We start from the raw sequence: 17,008 nt of genomic DNA, 5'->3' as shown, positions 1-17,008 counted from the left end.
CCCAAGGGGCCGGCTTTCAGCACTACTTATAAGCTAGGGAAAGCAAACTGCGAGGCTTCATGACTGGCCCGCTGCGGCCAACGCTGGGTAATCGCCTTGCGACGGGTATAGAAACGCACCCCATCCGGCCCGTAGGCATGCAGGTCGCCAAACAGCGAGCGCTTCCAGCCACCAAAGCTGTGATACGCCACCGGCACCGGCAATGGAACGTTCACGCCCACCATACCTACTTCAATCTCGTCACAGAACAGACGTGCCGCCTCACCGTCACGGGTGAAGATACACGTACCGTTACCGTATTCATGATCGTTGATCAGTTGCATGGCCGCTTCCAGGCTATCCACCCGCACCACACACAACACGGGCCCAAAGATCTCTTCTTTGTAGATACGCATTTCAGGCATCACATGATCAAACAGACTACCGCCCAAGAAGAAACCTTCTTCATGGCCCGCAACACTCAGCCCACGCCCATCAACCACCAACTTGGCGCCCGCTGAGACACCGTCTTCTATATAGCCACTCACCTTATCCCGCGCCTGACCGGTCACCAGCGGCCCCATATCCAGGCCACACGACGTCCCCGCCCCGATCTTCAGTGCCTTGACCTGCGGCACCAGCTTGGCGATCAACGCATCCGCCACCTGGTCGCCCACGCACACCGCCACCGAGATCGCCATGCAACGCTCACCGCAGGAGCCGTATGCTGCCCCCATCAGAGCGCTGACGGCGTTATCCAGATCTGCATCCGGCATCAGCACCGCGTGGTTCTTCGCCCCACCCAATGCCTGTACGCGCTTGCCACGCTTGGTTGCTTCGGAATAGATGTACTCAGCAATCGGCGTCGAGCCCACGAAGCTCAGCGCTTTCACTTCCGGCGCTTCGATCAGCGCATCCACCGCGCCCTTGTCACCGTGCACCACGCTGAGCACGCCTTTGGGCAGCCCGGCTTCCTGCAGCAGTTGTGCAATCAGCAATGTCGAGCTCGGATCACGCTCCGATGGCTTCAGGATGAAACAGTTACCGCAAACGATCGCCAGCGGGTACATCCACAGCGGCACCATCGCCGGGAAGTTGAACGGCGTAATACCGGCCACCACGCCCAGCGGCTGGAAATCTGACCATGCATCAATGTTCGGTCCTACGTTACGGCTGTACTCGCCCTTCAGAATCTCCGGCGCCGAGCACGCGTACTCGACGTTCTCGATACCGCGCTTCAATTCACCGGCGGCATCTTCTAGCGTCTTGCCATGCTCTTCGCTGATCAATTGCGAGATACGCGCTTCGTTCTGTTCCAGCAATTGCTTGAAACGAAACATCACCTGCGCACGCTTGGCCGGCGGCGTATTACGCCAGGCCGGGAACGCTGCCTTCGCGGAGTCGATCGCCTGTTGGATGGTTTCACGACTGGCCAACGGCACTTGATGAATCACCTGGCCGGTCGACGGGTTGTACACGTCGGCACTACGGCCGGAATCATTGACCAACTCACCGTTGATCAAATGCTGGATAAGGCTCATGCGGGGCTCCTGAAAAGTTGTTCTATATAGAAGGAGAAATCAGTCGATCTTGTTAAGCACTTCGCCGACCGCATCGAACAGGCGATCCAGGTCCTGCGGCTTACTATTGAAGGTTGGCCCGAACTGCAGCGTGTCACCGCCAAAGCGCACGTAGAAACCGGCTTTCCACAAGGCCATGCCAGCCTCGAACGGACGCACGATGGCATCACCATCACGCGGGGCAATCTGGATCGCGCCGGCCAGGCCGTAGTTGCGGATGTCGATCACGTTCTTGCTGCCCTTCAAGCCATGCAGCGCATTCTCAAAGTGCGGGGCAACTTCAGCGACGCTCTGCACCAGGTTTTCCTTCTGCAACAGGTCCAATGCCGCCAGGCCAGCCGCGCAGGCCACCGGGTGCGCCGAGTAGGTGTAGCCGTGGGGGAATTCCACCGCGTACTCCGGCGTCGCCTGGTTCATGAAGGTCTGGTAGATCTCGCTGCTGGCAATCACCGCGCCCATCGGGATCGCGCCGTTGGTGACTTGCTTGGCGATGCACATCAGGTCCGGGGTCACGCCGAAGCTGTCGGCACCGAACATCGAGCCGGTACGGCCGAAACCGGTGATCACTTCATCGAACACCAGCAGGATGTTGTGCTGATCACAGATCTCACGCAGACGCTTGAGATAACCCTGTGGCGGCACCAGCACACCCGCGGAGCCGGCCATTGGCTCGACAAATACCGCGGCGATGTTCGACGCGTCGTGCAATTCGATCAGCTTGAGCAGTTCGTCTGCCAGCGCGATACCGCCCTGTTCCGGCATGCCACGGGAGAAGGCATTGCTCGCCAGCAAGGTGTGCGGCAAATGGTCAACGTCCATCAAGCCCTGGCCAAACAGCTTACGGTTGCCGTTGACGCCACCCAGGCTGGTACCGGCAATGTTCACACCATGATAGCCACGGGCGCGGCCAATCATCTTGGTCTTGGTGGCCTGGCCCTTCAGGCGCCAGTACGCACGCACCATCTTCACGGCGGTATCGGCGCACTCGGAGCCGGAGTCGGTGAAGAACACATGGTTCAGGTTGCCAGGGGTCAGGTCGGTGATCTTTTCCGCCAATTGGAAGGACAATGGATGACCGTATTGGAAGCCCGGCGAGTAGTCCAACGTGCCCAGCTGCTTGGCGACTGCTTCCTGAATCTCCTTGCGCGTATGCCCGGCACCACAGGTCCACAGGCCCGACAATGAGTCATAGACCTTGCGGCCTTTGTCATCGGTCAACCAGCTTCCTTCGGCGGCCACAATCAGCCGCGGGTCACGCTGGAAGTTACGATTGGCGGTGTACGGCATCCAGTGCGCGTCCAACTTCAATTGGCTGGCCAGGGACGATGGGGCGTTTTCGGGCATGTTCATCAGCAAAACCTCGCAGGGCAAAAGGCAGCGTCGGGATTGAAAAGCGTTGTTGCAGCTAAATTGCCACGGCGATAAAGTCGGTGAAATTCAACTCTTCTAACCTTCAGTCAGGCCTTCACTAAACTATGAGCAGCCGTCGACCCGATCCCCTGGCCCAAGTCAGCGACTTCGATATCCGCCTGCTGCGCATCTTTCGCAGCGTGGTGGAGTGCGGCGGCTTTTCAGCAGCGGAAACCGTGCTGGGCATCGGGCGCTCGGCGATCAGCCAGCAAATGAGTGACCTGGAGCAACGCCTCGGACTAAGGCTGTGCCAACGCGGCCGCGCCGGTTTTTCCCTGACCGAAGAGGGCCGCGAGGTCTACCAGTCGGCCCTGCAACTGCTGAGTGCCCTGGAAAGCTTTCGCACCGAGGTCAATGGCCTGCACCAGCACCTGCGCGGCGAGCTGATCATCGGCCTTACCGATAACCTGGTCACCCTGCCCCACATGCGCATCACCCATGCGCTTGCACAGTTGAAGGAACGCGGGCCGGACGTGCAGATCCAGATCCGTATGATCGCCCCCAACGAAGTCGAGCAAGGCGTACTCGATGGCCGTCTGCATGTTGGCGTAGTGCCCCAGGCCAGCGCCTTGTCGGGGTTGGAATACCAGCCGCTGTACAGCGAACGCTCACTGCTCTACTGCGCAGTCGGCCACCCGTTGTTCTACGCCGACAACAAGCAACTCGACGATGCACGCATCGATGCCCAGGACGCCATCGCCCCGACCTTCCGCCTGCCCGCCGAGATCCAGGCCCATTACCAGGCGCTCAACTGCACCGCCAGCGCCTCCGACCGCGAAGGCATGGCGTTCCTGATCCTCACCGGCCGTTACATCGGCTACCTGCCCGACCACTACGCGAGCCTGTGGGTACAGCAAGGCCGACTGCGAGCACTGAAACCGGCTACACGTTTTTACGATTTAAGCCTCGCATCGGTCACGCGCAAAGGCCGGCGCCCCCATTTGGTGCTGGAAAGCTTCCTGGAAAGTCTCGCGGCAACCCGTTAACTCGGCCTCGCAGCTAAAAGCTGAGCAGTTGGACAGCTTTTTGCAACAACCCAAGGACATAGACCTTGAGTTTGCCCGCCATGCCACCAGAAGCGTCCAACAGCAGCGACCTTATCTACGGCCTCAACGACCGCCCGAAACCTGCGCCTGCCTTTCTCGCCGCACTGCAACATGTACTCGCTGCATTTGTCGGCATCATCACCCCACCGCTGATCATCGGCTCCACCCTGGGCCTCACCGCCCATTTGCCTTACCTGATCAGCATGGCGCTGATGGTCTCGGGTGTCGGCACCTTCATCCAGGCGCGCAGGCCATTTGGTATCGGTGCCGGGATGATCTGCCTGCAAGGCACCAGCTTCGCTTTTCTGGGCGCGGTATTGTCGGCGGGTTTTCTGGTGAAACAACGCGGCGGCAGCCCGGAAGACATCATGGCGATGATCTTCGGCGTGTGCTTTTTCGGCGCCGTGGTACAGATCGTGTTGAGCCGGTTTATCGGGCAACTGCGCCGGGTCATCACGCCCTTGGTAACCGGAATTGTCATCACCCTGATCGGCATCAGCTTGATCAAGGTCGGTATCACCGACCTAGGCGGCGGCTTCAACGCCCCCGACTTCGGCGCCCCCACCAACCTGGCGCTGGGCCTGTTCGTGGTGTTGACGATCATTCTGCTCAACCGCTCTAACACTCCCTGGGTGCGCCTCTCAGCCATCATCATCGGCCTCGCCCTCGGCAGTCTGGCTGCCTGGTTCAGCGGCAAGCTGGTGCCTCAAGCCTTGCCCGATCTGCCGCTGGTCAGCCTGCCGATCCCGTTCCGCTTTGGTTTCAACTTCGACTGGAGCGCCTTCCTGCCAATCGCGCTGATTTATCTGATCAGCAGCATCGAAACCGTCGGCGACCTCACCGCCAACTGCATGATCGCCCGCCAACCCATCAGTGGCCCTTCTTATATAAGCCGACTCAAGGGCGGCGTACTCGGTGATGGCGTGAGCTGCATGCTCGCCGCTACCTTTAGCGCCTTCCCCAACACCACCTTCGCGCAGAACAACGGCGTGATCCAACTTACCGGCGTGGCCAGCCGCTACGTTGGCCTGTACATCGGCGTGGTGCTGTTTTGCCTCGGTTTGTTTCCACTGATTGGCGCAGTGCTACAGCAAATCCCCAAGCCGGTATTGGGCGGCGCGACGCTGGTGATGTTCGGCAGTGTCGCCGCCGCCGGCGTGCGCATCCTCGCCCAGGCACCGCTGGACCGGCGCAGCATGCTGATCATCGCCACTTCGTTTGGCGTCGGCCTCGGCATCGCCGCCCAACCGAACCTGCTGGATCTGATGCCGACGCTCATACAAAACCTGTTTGACTCCGCTATCACCAGCGGCGGGCTGACGGCCATCGTATTGTGCTTGCTGCTGCCGGAAAGCAAGGCCCCCAACGCTGCCGCAAACAAAGCGCCGGAAAGCGACAGCCTGGAACCGCTTTGACGGTTTTATTGCATCAGGACTTGTCTGAGGCTTGAGGGTGGGTTATCTGTGCACACGTCGTCTCAATCGATCAGCACGGAAACCTCCATGAGCCTCGAAGTTCCTGCCCACAGCAACCACGCCGGTAAGCCCGCCAGCCGCATTCGGCAAAAGAACGAACAAGCGATTCTGCAGGCAGCTGAAGACGAGTTCGCGCGCCATGGCTACAAAGGCACCAGCATGAACACCATCGCAGCCAGTGCCGGGCTGCCCAAGGCCAACTTGCATTACTACTTCACCAACAAGCTGGGCCTGTATATCGCGGTGCTCAGCAATATCCTCGAACTGTGGGACAGCACCTTCAACACGCTGACCGCCGAGGATGACCCCGCCGTGGCGCTCACCCGCTACATCCGTACCAAGATGGAGTTCTCGCGGCGCCAGCCGCAGGCTTCGCGAATCTTCGCCATGGAGATCATCAGTGGCGGCGAATGCCTCACCGAATATTTCAGCCAGGACTACCGCGCCTGGTTCAGCGGCCGGGCAGCCGTGTTCCAGGCCTGGATCGACGCCGGCAAGATGGACCCGATAGACCCCGTGCACCTGATCTTCCTGCTGTGGGGCAGCACCCAGCACTATGCCGACTTCGCCACCCAGATCTGCCGCGTCACCGGTCGCACCAAGCTGACCAAGCAGGACATGGAAGACGCCGGCACCAACCTGATCCACATCATCCTCAAGGGCTGCGGCATCAAGCCCGCCCATTAAACGAAGCGACTTATGCCTTTCACGCTCACCGGCCTTTGCGAGTTTCGCGAAGAAATACGCAAAAGCCGCTTTATCACCCTCGCCGCACCGATTACCAGCCCGCAAGACGCCCAGGCGTTTTTCGAGCAACACAGCGACTTGAACGCCACGCACAATTGCTGGGCCTGGAAACTGGCCGATCAATACCGCAGCAACGACGATGGCGAACCCGGCGGCACCGCCGGGCGGCCGATCCTGGCGGCCATCGAGGCACAGGGTTTTGATCAGGTGGCGGTGCTGGTGATTCGCTGGTACGGCGGCATCCAGTTGGGCACCGGCGGCCTCGCCCGGGCCTACGGCGGTGGCGCGAATAAGTGCCTGCAAACGGCCGACCGCATCGAACTGATCAGCCGTGTCCCCTTGAGTTGCGCCTGTGGCTTCGCCGAGTTGAACCTGGTGAAATTGCGTGTGGCTGAGCTGGGTGGACTGGTGGTCGAAGAAACCTTCACCGCCAACGGCGTCGAGCTGCAACTGGCCTTGGGCGAAGCGCATATCGATACCCTGCAAATTCAACTCGCCGACCTCAGCCGTGGGCGTATCCTGCTACAACGCTGAACTCCGTGAACCGCGACGCTAAAGGAAGCTTTTCATGTCTACGCCAAAAACCGCACTGATCATCGGCGCCTCCCGCGGCCTGGGCCTTGGCCTGGTCAAGCAACTGCTTCAGGACGGCTGGGACGTGACCGCCACCGTGCGTGACCCGAGCAAGGCCGATGCGCTGAAAGCCGTTGGGCCGGTGCAGATCGAGAAACTCGACATGGACGATCAGCAAGCCGTGATCGCCCTGAGCCAACGCCTCAAGGCCCGCACCTTCGACCTGCTGTTCGTCAACGCCGGCGTCAAGGGCCCTGCCAACCAGGAGCCGGGCCACGCCACCCTGGCCGAAGTCGGCCAACTGTTTTTCACCAATGCCGTAGCGCCGATCAACCTGGCCCAGCGCTTCGTCGGGCAAATCCGTAAGGACACTGGCGTACTGGCGTTCATGAGTTCGGTGCTGGGCAGCGTGACCATCCCCGACGGCTCGGACCTGGCGCTATACAAAGCCAGCAAGGCGGCACTCAACTCCATGACCAACAGCTTCATCACTCAGTTGGGTGATCACAAGCTGACCGTATTGTCGCTGCATCCGGGCTGGGTGAAGACCGACATGGGCGGTGAAAACGCGCACATCGATGTCGACACCAGCGTGCGCGGCCTGGTCGACCAGGTGAACGCCTACACCGGCAAAGGTGGTCATCACTTCATCGACTACAAAGGCGACACCATCGCCTGGTAAGCGGTGCGGGATTGTTATCGACCGATTGCCGTCGATAACGATCCGCGCGTAGACTGCCCCCTCGCCTTCACCGGCGACCCTGGATCAGCAGACAGGGCAACACTGAGCTGGCAAACCTGAACCCATCATTCAGAGGAGCCGGCCAATGCCTGCGACCCGTATCTGGTTAAAAAAACCCCTCGCGATTTTCACCGCCAATGGCCTCGATGCCCGTGGCGGCCTGGTGCTGCAGGACGGTGTGATCACCGAAGTCCTGGCCCAGGGCCAAGAACCCGCGCTGCCCTGCGCGCAGGTGTTCGACGCCCGTGAACATGTGGTCCTGCCCGGGTTGATCAACACCCACCATCATTTCTATCAAACCCTGACCCGCGCCTGGGCGCCGGTGGTCAATCAGCCCTTGTTTCCCTGGTTGAAAACCCTGTACCCGGTATGGGCACGGCTCACCCCGGAAAAACTCGCACTGGCCAGCAAAGTGGCGTTGGCCGAACTGTTGCTATCGGGCTGCACCACGGCGGCAGACCATCACTACCTGTTCCCCGAGGGCCTGGAAAACGCCATCGACGTGCAAGTGCAAAGCGTGCGCGAACTGGGCATGCGCGCCATGCTCACCCGCGGTTCCATGAGCCTGGGCGAGGCCGACGGCGGTCTGCCGCCGCAACAGACCGTGCAGCAAGGCCAGGTCATCCTCGAAGACAGCCAGCGCCTGATCCGCGCATACCACGAGCGTGGCGACGGCGCGCAGATCCAGATTGCCCTGGCACCCTGCTCGCCGTTTTCCGTCACCCCGGAAATCATGGAGGCCAGTGCTGAACTTGCCAATCGCCTGGATGTACGCCTGCACACCCACCTGGCGGAAACCCTCGACGAGGAAGACTTCTGCCTGCAACGTTTCGGCCTACGCACCGTGGACTACCTGGACAGCGTCGGCTGGCTCGGACCGCGCACCTGGCTGGCCCATGGCATTCACTTCAACCCGGATGAAATCGCGCGCCTGGGCGCCGCCGGCACCGGCATCTGCCATTGCCCAAGCTCGAACATGCGCCTGGCCTCCGGCATCTGCCCGACCCTGGACCTGCTCGCAGCGGGCGCGCCTATCGGCCTGGGCGTGGACGGTTCAGCGTCCAACGATGCGTCGAACATGATCCTCGAAGCCCGTCAGGCCCTGTATATCCAACGGCTGCGTTATGGTGCGGAAAAAATTACCCCGGAAGGTGTGCTGGGTTGGGCGACCAAGGGGGCGGCGCAGTTGCTGGGGCGTACCGATATCGGCGAATTGGCCGTAGGCAAACAGGCTGACCTGGCGCTGTTCAAGCTTGATGAACTGCGTTTCTCTGGCAGTCATGATCCGATTTCGGCGTTGCTGCTGTGCGGTGCAGACCGCGCGGATCGGGTGATGATCGGCGGCAAATGGCGCGTGATCGATGGCCAGGTCGAAGGCCTGGACCTCAAGGGCCTGATCGCCGATCACACCCAGGCCGCGCGCCAGTTGATCGCCGGAACCTAGACCAGACGCCGATTAAAAATGTGGGAGGGGGCAAGCCCCTCCCACACTGTTTCTCGGTGATTCAGAGCCCCAACAGCGACAACATGATAAAGGTCGCAAACAACACAAAATGGGTCATCCCTTCGATGGCGTTGGTTTCGCCATCGTTGAGGTTGATCGCGCTGACAATCAGCGTGATAAACACCATCACCGTTTGCACCGGCGTCATTGCCATCTGAAACGGCTGGCCGGTGTAGAGCGCCATGGCCTCCATCACCGGCACCGTCAGGATCACCGTCGACAGCGAAGCCCCCAGCGCAATATTCACCACCGACTGCATGCGGTTCGCCAGCGCAGCACGCAACGCGGTCAGAATCTCCGGTGCAGCCGAAATGGCCGCGACCACGATCGCCGTGATCACTGGCGGTGCACCCGTGCCTTCCAGGCCAAGGTCCAAGGTCTTGGACATCACCTCGGCCAGCGCACCGATCACAATCACCCCAAACACCAACGTGCCGATGGAAAACGCCAGATTGACCGGCGGCGCCTCCTGTTCTTCCGGCAACTTCTTGCGACGTTTTTCCGGATAGCTATAGCTGAAGAAGTAACTGTGCGGCCCCACCTGCATGCGCAGGAACAGGGTGTACAACACCACCATCGCGCCGATGGTGAAGGCTGAGTAAATTTTCCAGTCGGCTTCGGGGATAAATTCCGGCACCACCATCGACACGCCCATGGCGGTGAGAATCATCACGCTGTAGGTGCGTGCCGAATCGTCGTTGTAAGACTGTTCACCATGCTTGATGCCGCCCATCAGCGCGGCCAGGCCGAGAATCCCGTTGATATCGAGCATTACCGCCGAATAGATGGTGTCGCGCACCAGGGTGGGCGACGGCTCGTTGCTCATCATGATCGCCAGGATCACCACTTCCACCAGTACGGCGGCGAGGGTGAGGATCATGGTGCCGTAGGGGTCACCGACCTTTTCCGCAAGTTGCTCGGCGTGATGGGCCACGCGCATCGACGCCACCACGATAAAGCCGATCAGCGCCACGCCGGCCAACAGCGCCGTGATTTGCCCGCTATTGAGCATCCAGTGCTCCAGCGGGTAGGCGGCGATGGCGGCAATCAGCGCCAGCAGCATGAATTTTTCTTGCTTGAGGGATGTGAGCATTCCGGGCCTTTTAGTACGGCAAATCAGTCATTGATGGGGTACAGACTGCGCCGAGCCGCTAACGTTTCGTTACACCTTAGTTCACAAGGCCCTTGCGCGAATGCAACGAAAACAATCCTGCTGGTCAGGTTTTGCCGATTATTTCAGCCATGGCCTGTAGAATGCCGCCATTGCACCTGATGAGAATTTAGAAAATGTACGATTGGCTCAACGCCCTGCCCAAGGCTGAACTGCACCTGCACCTGGAAGGCTCGCTGGAGCCGGAGCTGCTGTTTGCCCTGGCCGAGCGCAACAAGATTGCGCTGCCGTGGAACGACGTCGAAACCCTGCGCAAGGCCTACGCCTTCAACAACCTGCAGGAATTCCTCGACCTGTATTACAAGGGCGCCGACGTGCTGCGCACTTCCCAGGACTTCTACGACCTGACCTGGGCCTACCTGCTGCGCTGCAAAGCGCAGAACGTGATCCACACCGAACCCTTCTTCGACCCGCAAACCCACACCGACCGTGGCATACCCTTCGAAGTCGTGCTCAACGGCATCGCCGCTGCGCTGAAAGATGGCGAGCAGCAACTGGGCATCACCAGCGGCTTGATCCTCAGCTTCCTGCGCCACCTGAGCGAAGCCGAAGCCGAGAAAACCCTCGACCAGGCCCTGCCGTTCCGTGACGCGTTCGTCGCCGTGGGCCTGGACAGCTCGGAGATGGGCCACCCACCGAGCAAGTTCCAGCGAGTGTTCGACCGTGCCCGTCACGAAGGCTTCCTCACCGTTGCCCACGCCGGCGAAGAGGGCCCGCCGGAGTACATCTGGGAAGCCATCGACCTGCTGAAAATCCAGCGTATCGACCATGGCGTGCGTGCCATTGAAGACGAGCGCCTGATGCAGCGCATCATCGACGAGCAGATCCCACTGACCGTGTGCCCGCTGTCCAACACCAAGCTGTGCGTGTTCGACGACATGGCCCAGCACAACATCCTCGACATGCTCGAACGTGGTGTGAAGGTGACCGTGAACTCGGATGACCCGGCGTACTTCGGCGGTTATGTCACCGAGAACTTCCACGCGTTGTACACCTCACTGGGCATGACCCAGGACCAGGCCAAACGCCTGGCGCAAAACAGCCTGGATGCGCGACTGGTCAAACCGTAACCGGCATCTACACGGTCAGCTCCTTGCTGGCACGGCCAATCGGGTGATTTCCTTTCGCCCGATGGCATGAACCTGCAAGGCCTGGGACTCATTGATCACGCTGATCCAGTTCGACTGCAAAAACAGTTGCAACAACCCCGCCCCCAACGCACCACCCAGGTGCGGCTGCTGCTGGCTCCAGTCAAAGCAGCTGCACACCAGCGGCGATGCCAATGCCTGGGTAAAAATCCCCAGTTTTGCCAAGCGTTTCGCGCCCTTCACCGTGACCTCGGTACGCTGTTCGTAGCGCTCGATCCAGCCTGCTTCCAGCAGATGTTGATATAACTGCGCCCCCAACTCGCCACCAAGGTGCCCATGGCACAAACGGGCATGACGTAACGACGGCGGAGCAAGCAGGGTCGGCGGCAAAGCATCCGGCGCGCTGCGCGCTGCGCAGGCCATGGTGGTCCTGGCCAGGGCGTCGATGGCTGCACTGACATCCGGCGCCGCCACGCGAAACAGGCGCTTGCCACGCCTGGCTTCCACACGCAGCAAACCGCCTGCGGTCAGTCGCGCCAGGTGTGCATGGGCGGAGGTCGCGGACAACCCGGCGAGCGTCGCCAGTTCTACCGGCGACTTGGCTGAACCGTCCATCAAGGCCCACAGCATGGCGGTGCGTTTAGGCTCGGCAAGCAAGCTGGCGATCTGACTGATGCAAGGTGCTGCTTCCATCTTTTCACTCCCTGTTGACTTATTTTTCTACTGATGTGGGAGCCAAAGTATAGGGGCGCAAACCATCGGTTCCACGACGTCTGACAGCGTGGATAGGGACAGGACCTGAGTGAAATTTCCTGCTGTGATGGAGGGCGCTACGTAGCGCTCAATCGCTCCGGCAATTGAGCGGTCAATGTCGTACAGCGAGACACGAGCATTTCCCGCAACAGGTTGATGGGCTTGCTCAGTTGCGCACGATGGGCACACAGCAGATTGAGCGGCGTGCGCTCACCACGCAGCTCCGGCAGGATCAGGCGCAAGCGCCCCGCGAGCACATCGGTGCTGACATCCAGCCAGGATTTGTAGGCAATACCCACGCCCGCCACCGCCCAACGCCGGACCACGTCGGCATCGTCACTGAAGCGGTCGCCCGTGACGGTCAAGCTCACTTCACGTTTGCCGTCGTGGAACGTCCAGTGGTCATGGACCCGGCTTCCGAGCATATAGAGCAGGCAATTGTGCTGGGCCAATTGCTCCAGATGCCGAGGCTGACCATAGCGAGCGAGGTAGCTGGGGGAGGCGCACAGCACACGTACGTTCTGCGGCGCGACCGGCAGCGCGATAAGGCTCGAATCTTCGGGCTCACCGTAACGCAGGGCAATATCCACCGGCTGGCGAAACAGATCGGCAATCCGATCGCCCAACAGCAGGCGCACGGTGAGCTGCGGGTACTCACGCTGAAATTCATCCAGCCACGGCAGCAACTGGTTCCGCCCGAAGTCCGACGGGGCCGACAGCTGCAGCACACCGCTGACATGGTCCTGGCCGCTAGCCAATAAACGGCGCCCCTCGTCCAACGAGCTTAACGCAGCACGGGCATACTCCAGGAAGCCCTCGCCTTCGGCGGTCAGGCGCAAGCTGCGGGTGGAACGCGCCAGCAAGCGCGTGCCCAGTTGCTGTTCGATACGCTTAAGCGCGGCGCTGGCCACGGCGGGCGACAAATCCATCACCCGTGCGGCCGCGGACAGGCTCCCCAGGTCTGCCGCCCGTACAAACAATTGCAAATCGTCAAAGCGCAGCATGCATTCCCGCCCATTATCAAAATTTCATTGAAACAGCCTGCTGTTTTAGCCGCTTTTATCTGCGCGGGAAATAGCCAATCATCTGTGCATCCCGTTCATCACGTGTCTGGAGTTGAATATGTCCACTGCCTTTAACGTCATTGCCACGCTGATCGCCAAACCCGGCCAACAGGCCACCCTGGAACCCTTGTTGCGCGACCTGCTGGAACCCACGCGCCTGGAAGCCGGGTGCGAACAGTACGACCTGCACCAGGACCTGCAACACCCCGAGACCTTCTACATGCTCGAACGCTGGAGCGACGACGCGGCGCTCGCCGACCACGACCAGAGCGCGCATATCCAAAACTTTCGCGCCAAGGCCGCTGATGTGATCGAACACTTCGAACTCAAGCGCCTGAAATTTCTCGCCTGATCAAAACCCGTTTCCTGTAGGAGCGAGCTTGCTCGCGAAGATCGTCAACGATGACGCGGCATCTCTGGTTTAACGCGGCGCCTTTGAGTTTTTCGCGAGCAAGCTCGCTCCTACAGGTCATACACCTTTTTTTGGAGCCCCTATGAAAGCCATTGCCTACTACGCCTCACTGCCGATCAACGATCCAAACGCCTTGCAAGACATCGAGTTGCCAGCCCCCGTTGCCGGCCCGCGTGACCTGCTGGTGGAAGTCAAAGCCATCTCGGTCAACCCGGTGGACACCAAGGTGCGCCAGAACGTCGCCCCGGAAAACGGCGCCGCCAAGGTGCTGGGCTGGGACGTGGCCGGTGTGGTCAAGGCCGTCGGCAGCGACGTGACGCTGTTCAAGGCCGGTGACAAGGTGTTCTATGCCGGTTCCCTGGTGCGCCCAGGCGGCAACAGCGAACTGCACACCGTGGACGAACGCATCGTCGGCCATATGCCGAAAACCCTGGGCTTTGCCGAAGCCGCCGCGCTGCCGCTGACGGCAATCACCGCCTGGGAGCTGCTGTTCGAGCGCCTGCAAGTGCAGGAAGGTAAGCAAGACGAGGGCCAGAGCCTGCTGATTGTCGGCGCCGCCGGTGGAGTAGGGTCGATCCTGACTCAGCTCGCCAGCCAGCTCACCGCCTTGAAGGTGATCGGCACTGCTTCACGCCCGGAAACTCAAGCGTGGACCAAGGCCCTCGGTGCCGACCTGGTGATCGACCACAGCCAGCCCCTGAGCGAAGCGCTGAAAACCGCCGGCCACCCGCAGGTGACCCACGTTGCCAGCCTGACCCAGACCGACCATCACCTGGACCAACTGGTGGAAGCCCTGCAACCCCAGGGCAAGCTGGCGCTGATCGACGATCCCAAGGCCCTGGACGTCAGCAAGCTCAAGCGCAAGAGCCTGTCGTTGCACTGGGAGTTCATGTACACGCGCTCGATGTTCGAGACGCCGGACATGATCGAGCAGCACAACCTGCTCAACCGCGTGGCCGAGCTGATCGACTCCGGCACCCTGAAAACCACGGTAGGCGAGCACTTCGGCGTGATCAATGCGGCCAACCTGCGCCGTGCCCATGCGCTGCTGGAAAGCGGCAAGGCCAAGGGCAAGATCGTGCTGGAAGGGTTCTGAAAAACGGCTGTCAGGGTCGTCCATTATTCATGTGAGTAATGGACGACACCGCTAGTAGAGAGTTGATCTTTGTCATATGTGTGAGCGTATTCAGGTTTATATTGGCCGCCTTTGCCACGATTCTTTTACGTGAGGAAGTCAGCAATGAAAATCCTGATAAAAGCGTTAGCAAAATCCGCAGGCAATAAATGGCAGGTGCGTCTCGACCAGGACGCCTTCACCTTCCGCACCGAGGCCGAGGCCCGTGCCTTCGCCGACACCCTGCAAGCCCGCATCCAGGCGCCCCACCGTTTTCCCATCAGCCAGCAACGCTCCGCCGCTGGCTGACCCGCTTTTCAGACCTGCGCCTGCAAAGCCCGTTTGCGTTGCAGGCGCTGGGTCGACATCGCAATCGTCACCGCCAACACACCGCACAAGCTGATGACCATGGCCATCGGCATTGCCGTGCCGTCGTGCAACACGCCAACCAACGAAGCGGCACCCGCCGCCACGCCAAACTGAATGCAGCCAAGCAACGCCGAAGCGCTACCGGCCCGTGCACCCTGCCCGCTCATGGCGCAGGCCGAGGTATTGGGCAAAATGCAGCCCAGGCTGGCGATGCAGATAAACAGCGGTACCAGCAATGGCCACAGCGCATCGGTGCGCAACGCCGCGATGCCCAGCAACGTCAACGCCGCCAGCAGGTAGACCCACACACTGCGCGACAGCAGAAACGCCGGCCCGCGCTTGGACAGCAGCCGCGCATTCACCTGGGCCACCAGGATAAAGCCCGCAGCGTTGGAGCCAAACAGCCAGCCGTAATGCTCGGCCGGCACGCCGTAAAGTTGGATAAACACGAAAGGTGAACCGGCGATGTAGGCAAACATCCCGGCAATCGAGATACCGCCGGTGAGGGCGTAGCCCAAGTAGACCCGGTCCGACAACAAGGCCGCATAGCGACGCAACGAGCCGGACAACGGCTGGCGCGGCTGATGGGCCGGGAAGGTTTCCGGCAACCCGACCGCAACCGCGATGGCCGCCATCACGCTGAATATCGACAGCGCCAGGAAAATCGACTGCCAGCCCCACAGCCCCACCATCAACCCACCGGCCAACGGTGCGAGGATCGGCGCCAGGCCGGTGACCAGCATCAGTTGGGAAAAGACTTTGGCCGAACCCACCGCATCGCATTTGTCGCTGACCACGGCACGGGAAATGACCATGCCCGCGCAGCCGCCCAGGGCTTGCACGAAACGCGCGCCAATCAGCCATTCCAGTGAAGGCGCAAAGGCGCACGCGAAGGACGCCAAGGTAAACAAGGTGACACCGCTAAGCAGCGGGCCGCGCCGCCCGAAGCGATCAGCCAGCGGGCCGTAGATCAATTGGCCGATGGCCAGGCCGCCGAAGTACACCGCCAGGGTCAGCTGGATGTGTTTTTCATCGGTCGCGAAGGCCTTGGCCATGGCCGGAAAGCCTGGCAAGTAGAAATCGATCGCCAGCGGCGCGAAGGCGCTCAAGGCACCCAGGATCAGGATTATGCGGAGGTTCATCGGGCACCCAAGTGAGTCGGCAGCTCGATAGTCTAGCCGCGCTTGGGTGCATTGAACACGATAGCTCGCTAACTATTTTTCCGCCTCAGGCAAGCTTGGCGCTATAGCCTTCTTCTGCGATCGCCTCGATCACTTGCTCGGCGGACAAGCGGCTTTCAACGCCCACCTCCTTTGCCGCCAGGTCGACCTTCACGCTGGCCGCCGGGTCCTGGCTCTGCACTGCCTGGGTCACCGCTCGAACGCAATGGCCGCAGGTCATTCCTTCAACGCTGAATACTTGCATGACATGACTCCTTTGATGAGGTTGGACCCAGTCTCGACCTTGCCACGATGGCAAGGTCAAGTTCCGCAAATGTCTGCCGGGCTGGTATTTGGCCGCTTCAAAGGCCAAGCTTCACCCATCGTCGATTCACACCACGGAGCATTCGCCATGCGCTGGTCGTTTTTTGCCCTTGCCGGCCTGCTGAGCCTGTCGGCCGCAGCGCCCCAAGCCCTCGCCGCAGAAGACTATGCGGTGCTGATCATTTCCCGGGAACGCCTGGAAGTGCCGACCAACTGCGAGATCGGTCTGTACCTGAATGACCAGTTGGCAGGCCGGCTGTTCCAGGAGCAGGCCACCTCGTTCAACCTGCCGGCGGGCAACCTGTCCCTGCGCCTGAAGCTGCTGCCGGGCCAGGCCCCGGGTTGCCTGCCGGGCCTGCTGGCGCCGCCAGCGCAGAACATCACGCTCAAGGTCGGTGATGTGCGCAAGTTGCGCATTGCCCAAGGGCCGGATGGGATGTATCTGAAACCCGCCGCCTTGGAATACTGAAGGCACTTGACCTTCCCCACAGGTCAAG

Annotated in this window: 18 protein-coding genes; 11 read left to right on the top strand and 7 right to left on the bottom strand. The window is 60.9% G+C overall.

Annotated elements, in window-relative coordinates; all coding sequences use genetic code 11:
* Positions 1 to 26: 26 nt before the first annotated feature.
* A complete protein-coding gene (locus BLR69_RS25065; protein ID WP_071493049.1) occupies positions 27 to 1,520 on the bottom strand; it encodes a CoA-acylating methylmalonate-semialdehyde dehydrogenase in 1,494 nt (497 codons plus the stop codon).
* A 39-nt stretch (positions 1,521 to 1,559) separates the two neighbouring features.
* Entirely contained in the window at positions 1,560 to 2,909 is a 1,350-nt protein-coding gene (locus tag BLR69_RS25060; protein WP_065900385.1) for an aspartate aminotransferase family protein, read from the bottom strand.
* Between the two features lie 125 nt (positions 2,910 to 3,034).
* Between BLR69_RS25060 and BLR69_RS25055 the strand changes: the two genes are divergently transcribed.
* The 6 genes from BLR69_RS25055 (at position 3,035) to BLR69_RS25030 (ending at position 8,996) form a co-directional block, all read left to right on the top strand.
* Positions 3,035 to 3,955 (top strand): LysR family transcriptional regulator, encoded by a 921-nt coding sequence (locus BLR69_RS25055; protein ID WP_038845836.1) that lies wholly within the window; start codon positions 3,035 to 3,037, stop codon positions 3,953 to 3,955.
* An 80-nt stretch (positions 3,956 to 4,035) separates the two neighbouring features.
* The gene (locus BLR69_RS25050; RefSeq protein ID WP_071493048.1) at positions 4,036 to 5,430 is read left to right on the top strand and encodes a uracil-xanthine permease family protein; all 1,395 of its coding nucleotides are present in this window, start codon (positions 4,036 to 4,038) and stop codon (positions 5,428 to 5,430) included.
* An 87-nt stretch (positions 5,431 to 5,517) separates the two neighbouring features.
* Complete coding sequence (locus BLR69_RS25045) at positions 5,518 to 6,177, top strand: TetR/AcrR family transcriptional regulator (protein ID WP_071493047.1); 660 nt, start codon at positions 5,518 to 5,520, stop codon at positions 6,175 to 6,177.
* A 12-nt stretch (positions 6,178 to 6,189) separates the two neighbouring features.
* Positions 6,190 to 6,771 (top strand): IMPACT family protein, encoded by a 582-nt coding sequence (locus BLR69_RS25040; protein ID WP_058423629.1) that lies wholly within the window; start codon positions 6,190 to 6,192, stop codon positions 6,769 to 6,771.
* Positions 6,772 to 6,805: 34 nt separating this feature from the next.
* The gene (locus tag BLR69_RS25035; protein WP_071493046.1) at positions 6,806 to 7,492 is read left to right on the top strand and encodes an SDR family oxidoreductase; all 687 of its coding nucleotides are present in this window, start codon (positions 6,806 to 6,808) and stop codon (positions 7,490 to 7,492) included.
* 145 nt (positions 7,493 to 7,637) lie between these two features.
* The gene (locus BLR69_RS25030) at positions 7,638 to 8,996 is read left to right on the top strand and encodes an 8-oxoguanine deaminase (RefSeq protein ID WP_071493045.1); all 1,359 of its coding nucleotides are present in this window, start codon (positions 7,638 to 7,640) and stop codon (positions 8,994 to 8,996) included.
* A 61-nt stretch (positions 8,997 to 9,057) separates the two neighbouring features.
* Here the strand turns inward: BLR69_RS25030 and BLR69_RS25025 are convergent, their stop codons facing one another.
* Positions 9,058 to 10,149 carry a calcium:proton antiporter gene (locus BLR69_RS25025; protein WP_058423626.1) on the bottom strand — a complete coding sequence of 364 codons (1,092 nt, stop codon included), beginning with the start codon at positions 10,147 to 10,149 and terminating at the stop codon, positions 9,058 to 9,060.
* Positions 10,150 to 10,343: 194 nt separating this feature from the next.
* Between BLR69_RS25025 and BLR69_RS25020 the strand changes: the two genes are divergently transcribed.
* Positions 10,344 to 11,297 carry an adenosine deaminase gene (locus BLR69_RS25020; protein ID WP_027607950.1) on the top strand — a complete coding sequence of 318 codons (954 nt, stop codon included), beginning with the start codon at positions 10,344 to 10,346 and terminating at the stop codon, positions 11,295 to 11,297.
* Between the two features lie 15 nt (positions 11,298 to 11,312).
* On the opposite strand, the gene BLR69_RS25015 is transcribed toward BLR69_RS25020, so the two are convergent.
* A complete protein-coding gene (locus tag BLR69_RS25015) occupies positions 11,313 to 12,008 on the bottom strand; it encodes an ArsR/SmtB family transcription factor (RefSeq protein WP_071493044.1) in 696 nt (231 codons plus the stop codon).
* Between the two features lie 137 nt (positions 12,009 to 12,145).
* Positions 12,146 to 13,072 carry a LysR family transcriptional regulator gene (locus BLR69_RS25010; protein ID WP_071493043.1) on the bottom strand — a complete coding sequence of 309 codons (927 nt, stop codon included), beginning with the start codon at positions 13,070 to 13,072 and terminating at the stop codon, positions 12,146 to 12,148.
* 118 nt (positions 13,073 to 13,190) lie between these two features.
* Between BLR69_RS25010 and BLR69_RS25005 the strand changes: the two genes are divergently transcribed.
* From BLR69_RS25005 to BLR69_RS24995, 3 genes are all read left to right on the top strand, one after another.
* Positions 13,191 to 13,484 (top strand): putative quinol monooxygenase, encoded by a 294-nt coding sequence (locus tag BLR69_RS25005; RefSeq protein WP_058423623.1) that lies wholly within the window; start codon positions 13,191 to 13,193, stop codon positions 13,482 to 13,484.
* Positions 13,485 to 13,626: 142 nt separating this feature from the next.
* Entirely contained in the window at positions 13,627 to 14,640 is a 1,014-nt protein-coding gene (locus BLR69_RS25000; RefSeq protein WP_071493042.1) for a zinc-binding alcohol dehydrogenase family protein, read from the top strand.
* 144 nt (positions 14,641 to 14,784) lie between these two features.
* Positions 14,785 to 14,967, top strand: coding sequence for a hypothetical protein (locus BLR69_RS24995; protein WP_071491563.1), 183 nt, complete (start codon positions 14,785 to 14,787; stop codon positions 14,965 to 14,967).
* Between the two features lie 8 nt (positions 14,968 to 14,975).
* On the opposite strand, the gene BLR69_RS24990 is transcribed toward BLR69_RS24995, so the two are convergent.
* Both BLR69_RS24990 and BLR69_RS24985 read right to left on the bottom strand, forming a co-directional pair.
* A complete protein-coding gene (locus tag BLR69_RS24990) occupies positions 14,976 to 16,169 on the bottom strand; it encodes a Bcr/CflA family multidrug efflux MFS transporter (protein WP_058423620.1) in 1,194 nt (397 codons plus the stop codon).
* A gap of 85 nt (positions 16,170 to 16,254) precedes the next feature.
* Positions 16,255 to 16,452, bottom strand: coding sequence for a heavy-metal-associated domain-containing protein (locus BLR69_RS24985; protein WP_071493041.1), 198 nt, complete (start codon positions 16,450 to 16,452; stop codon positions 16,255 to 16,257).
* A 147-nt stretch (positions 16,453 to 16,599) separates the two neighbouring features.
* Here BLR69_RS24985 and BLR69_RS24980 point away from each other — a divergent pair, with 147 nt between their 5' ends.
* On the top strand, positions 16,600 to 16,980 hold the full coding sequence (locus BLR69_RS24980; RefSeq protein WP_071493040.1) for a hypothetical protein: 381 nt from the start codon (positions 16,600 to 16,602) through the stop codon (positions 16,978 to 16,980).
* Positions 16,981 to 17,008: the final 28 nt, after the last annotated feature.

The organism is Pseudomonas azotoformans, from assembly GCF_900103345.1.
Taxonomy (GTDB): Bacteria; Pseudomonadota; Gammaproteobacteria; order Pseudomonadales; family Pseudomonadaceae; genus Aquipseudomonas; species Aquipseudomonas azotoformans.
This window is presented reverse-complemented; position numbering and strand designations above follow the sequence as displayed.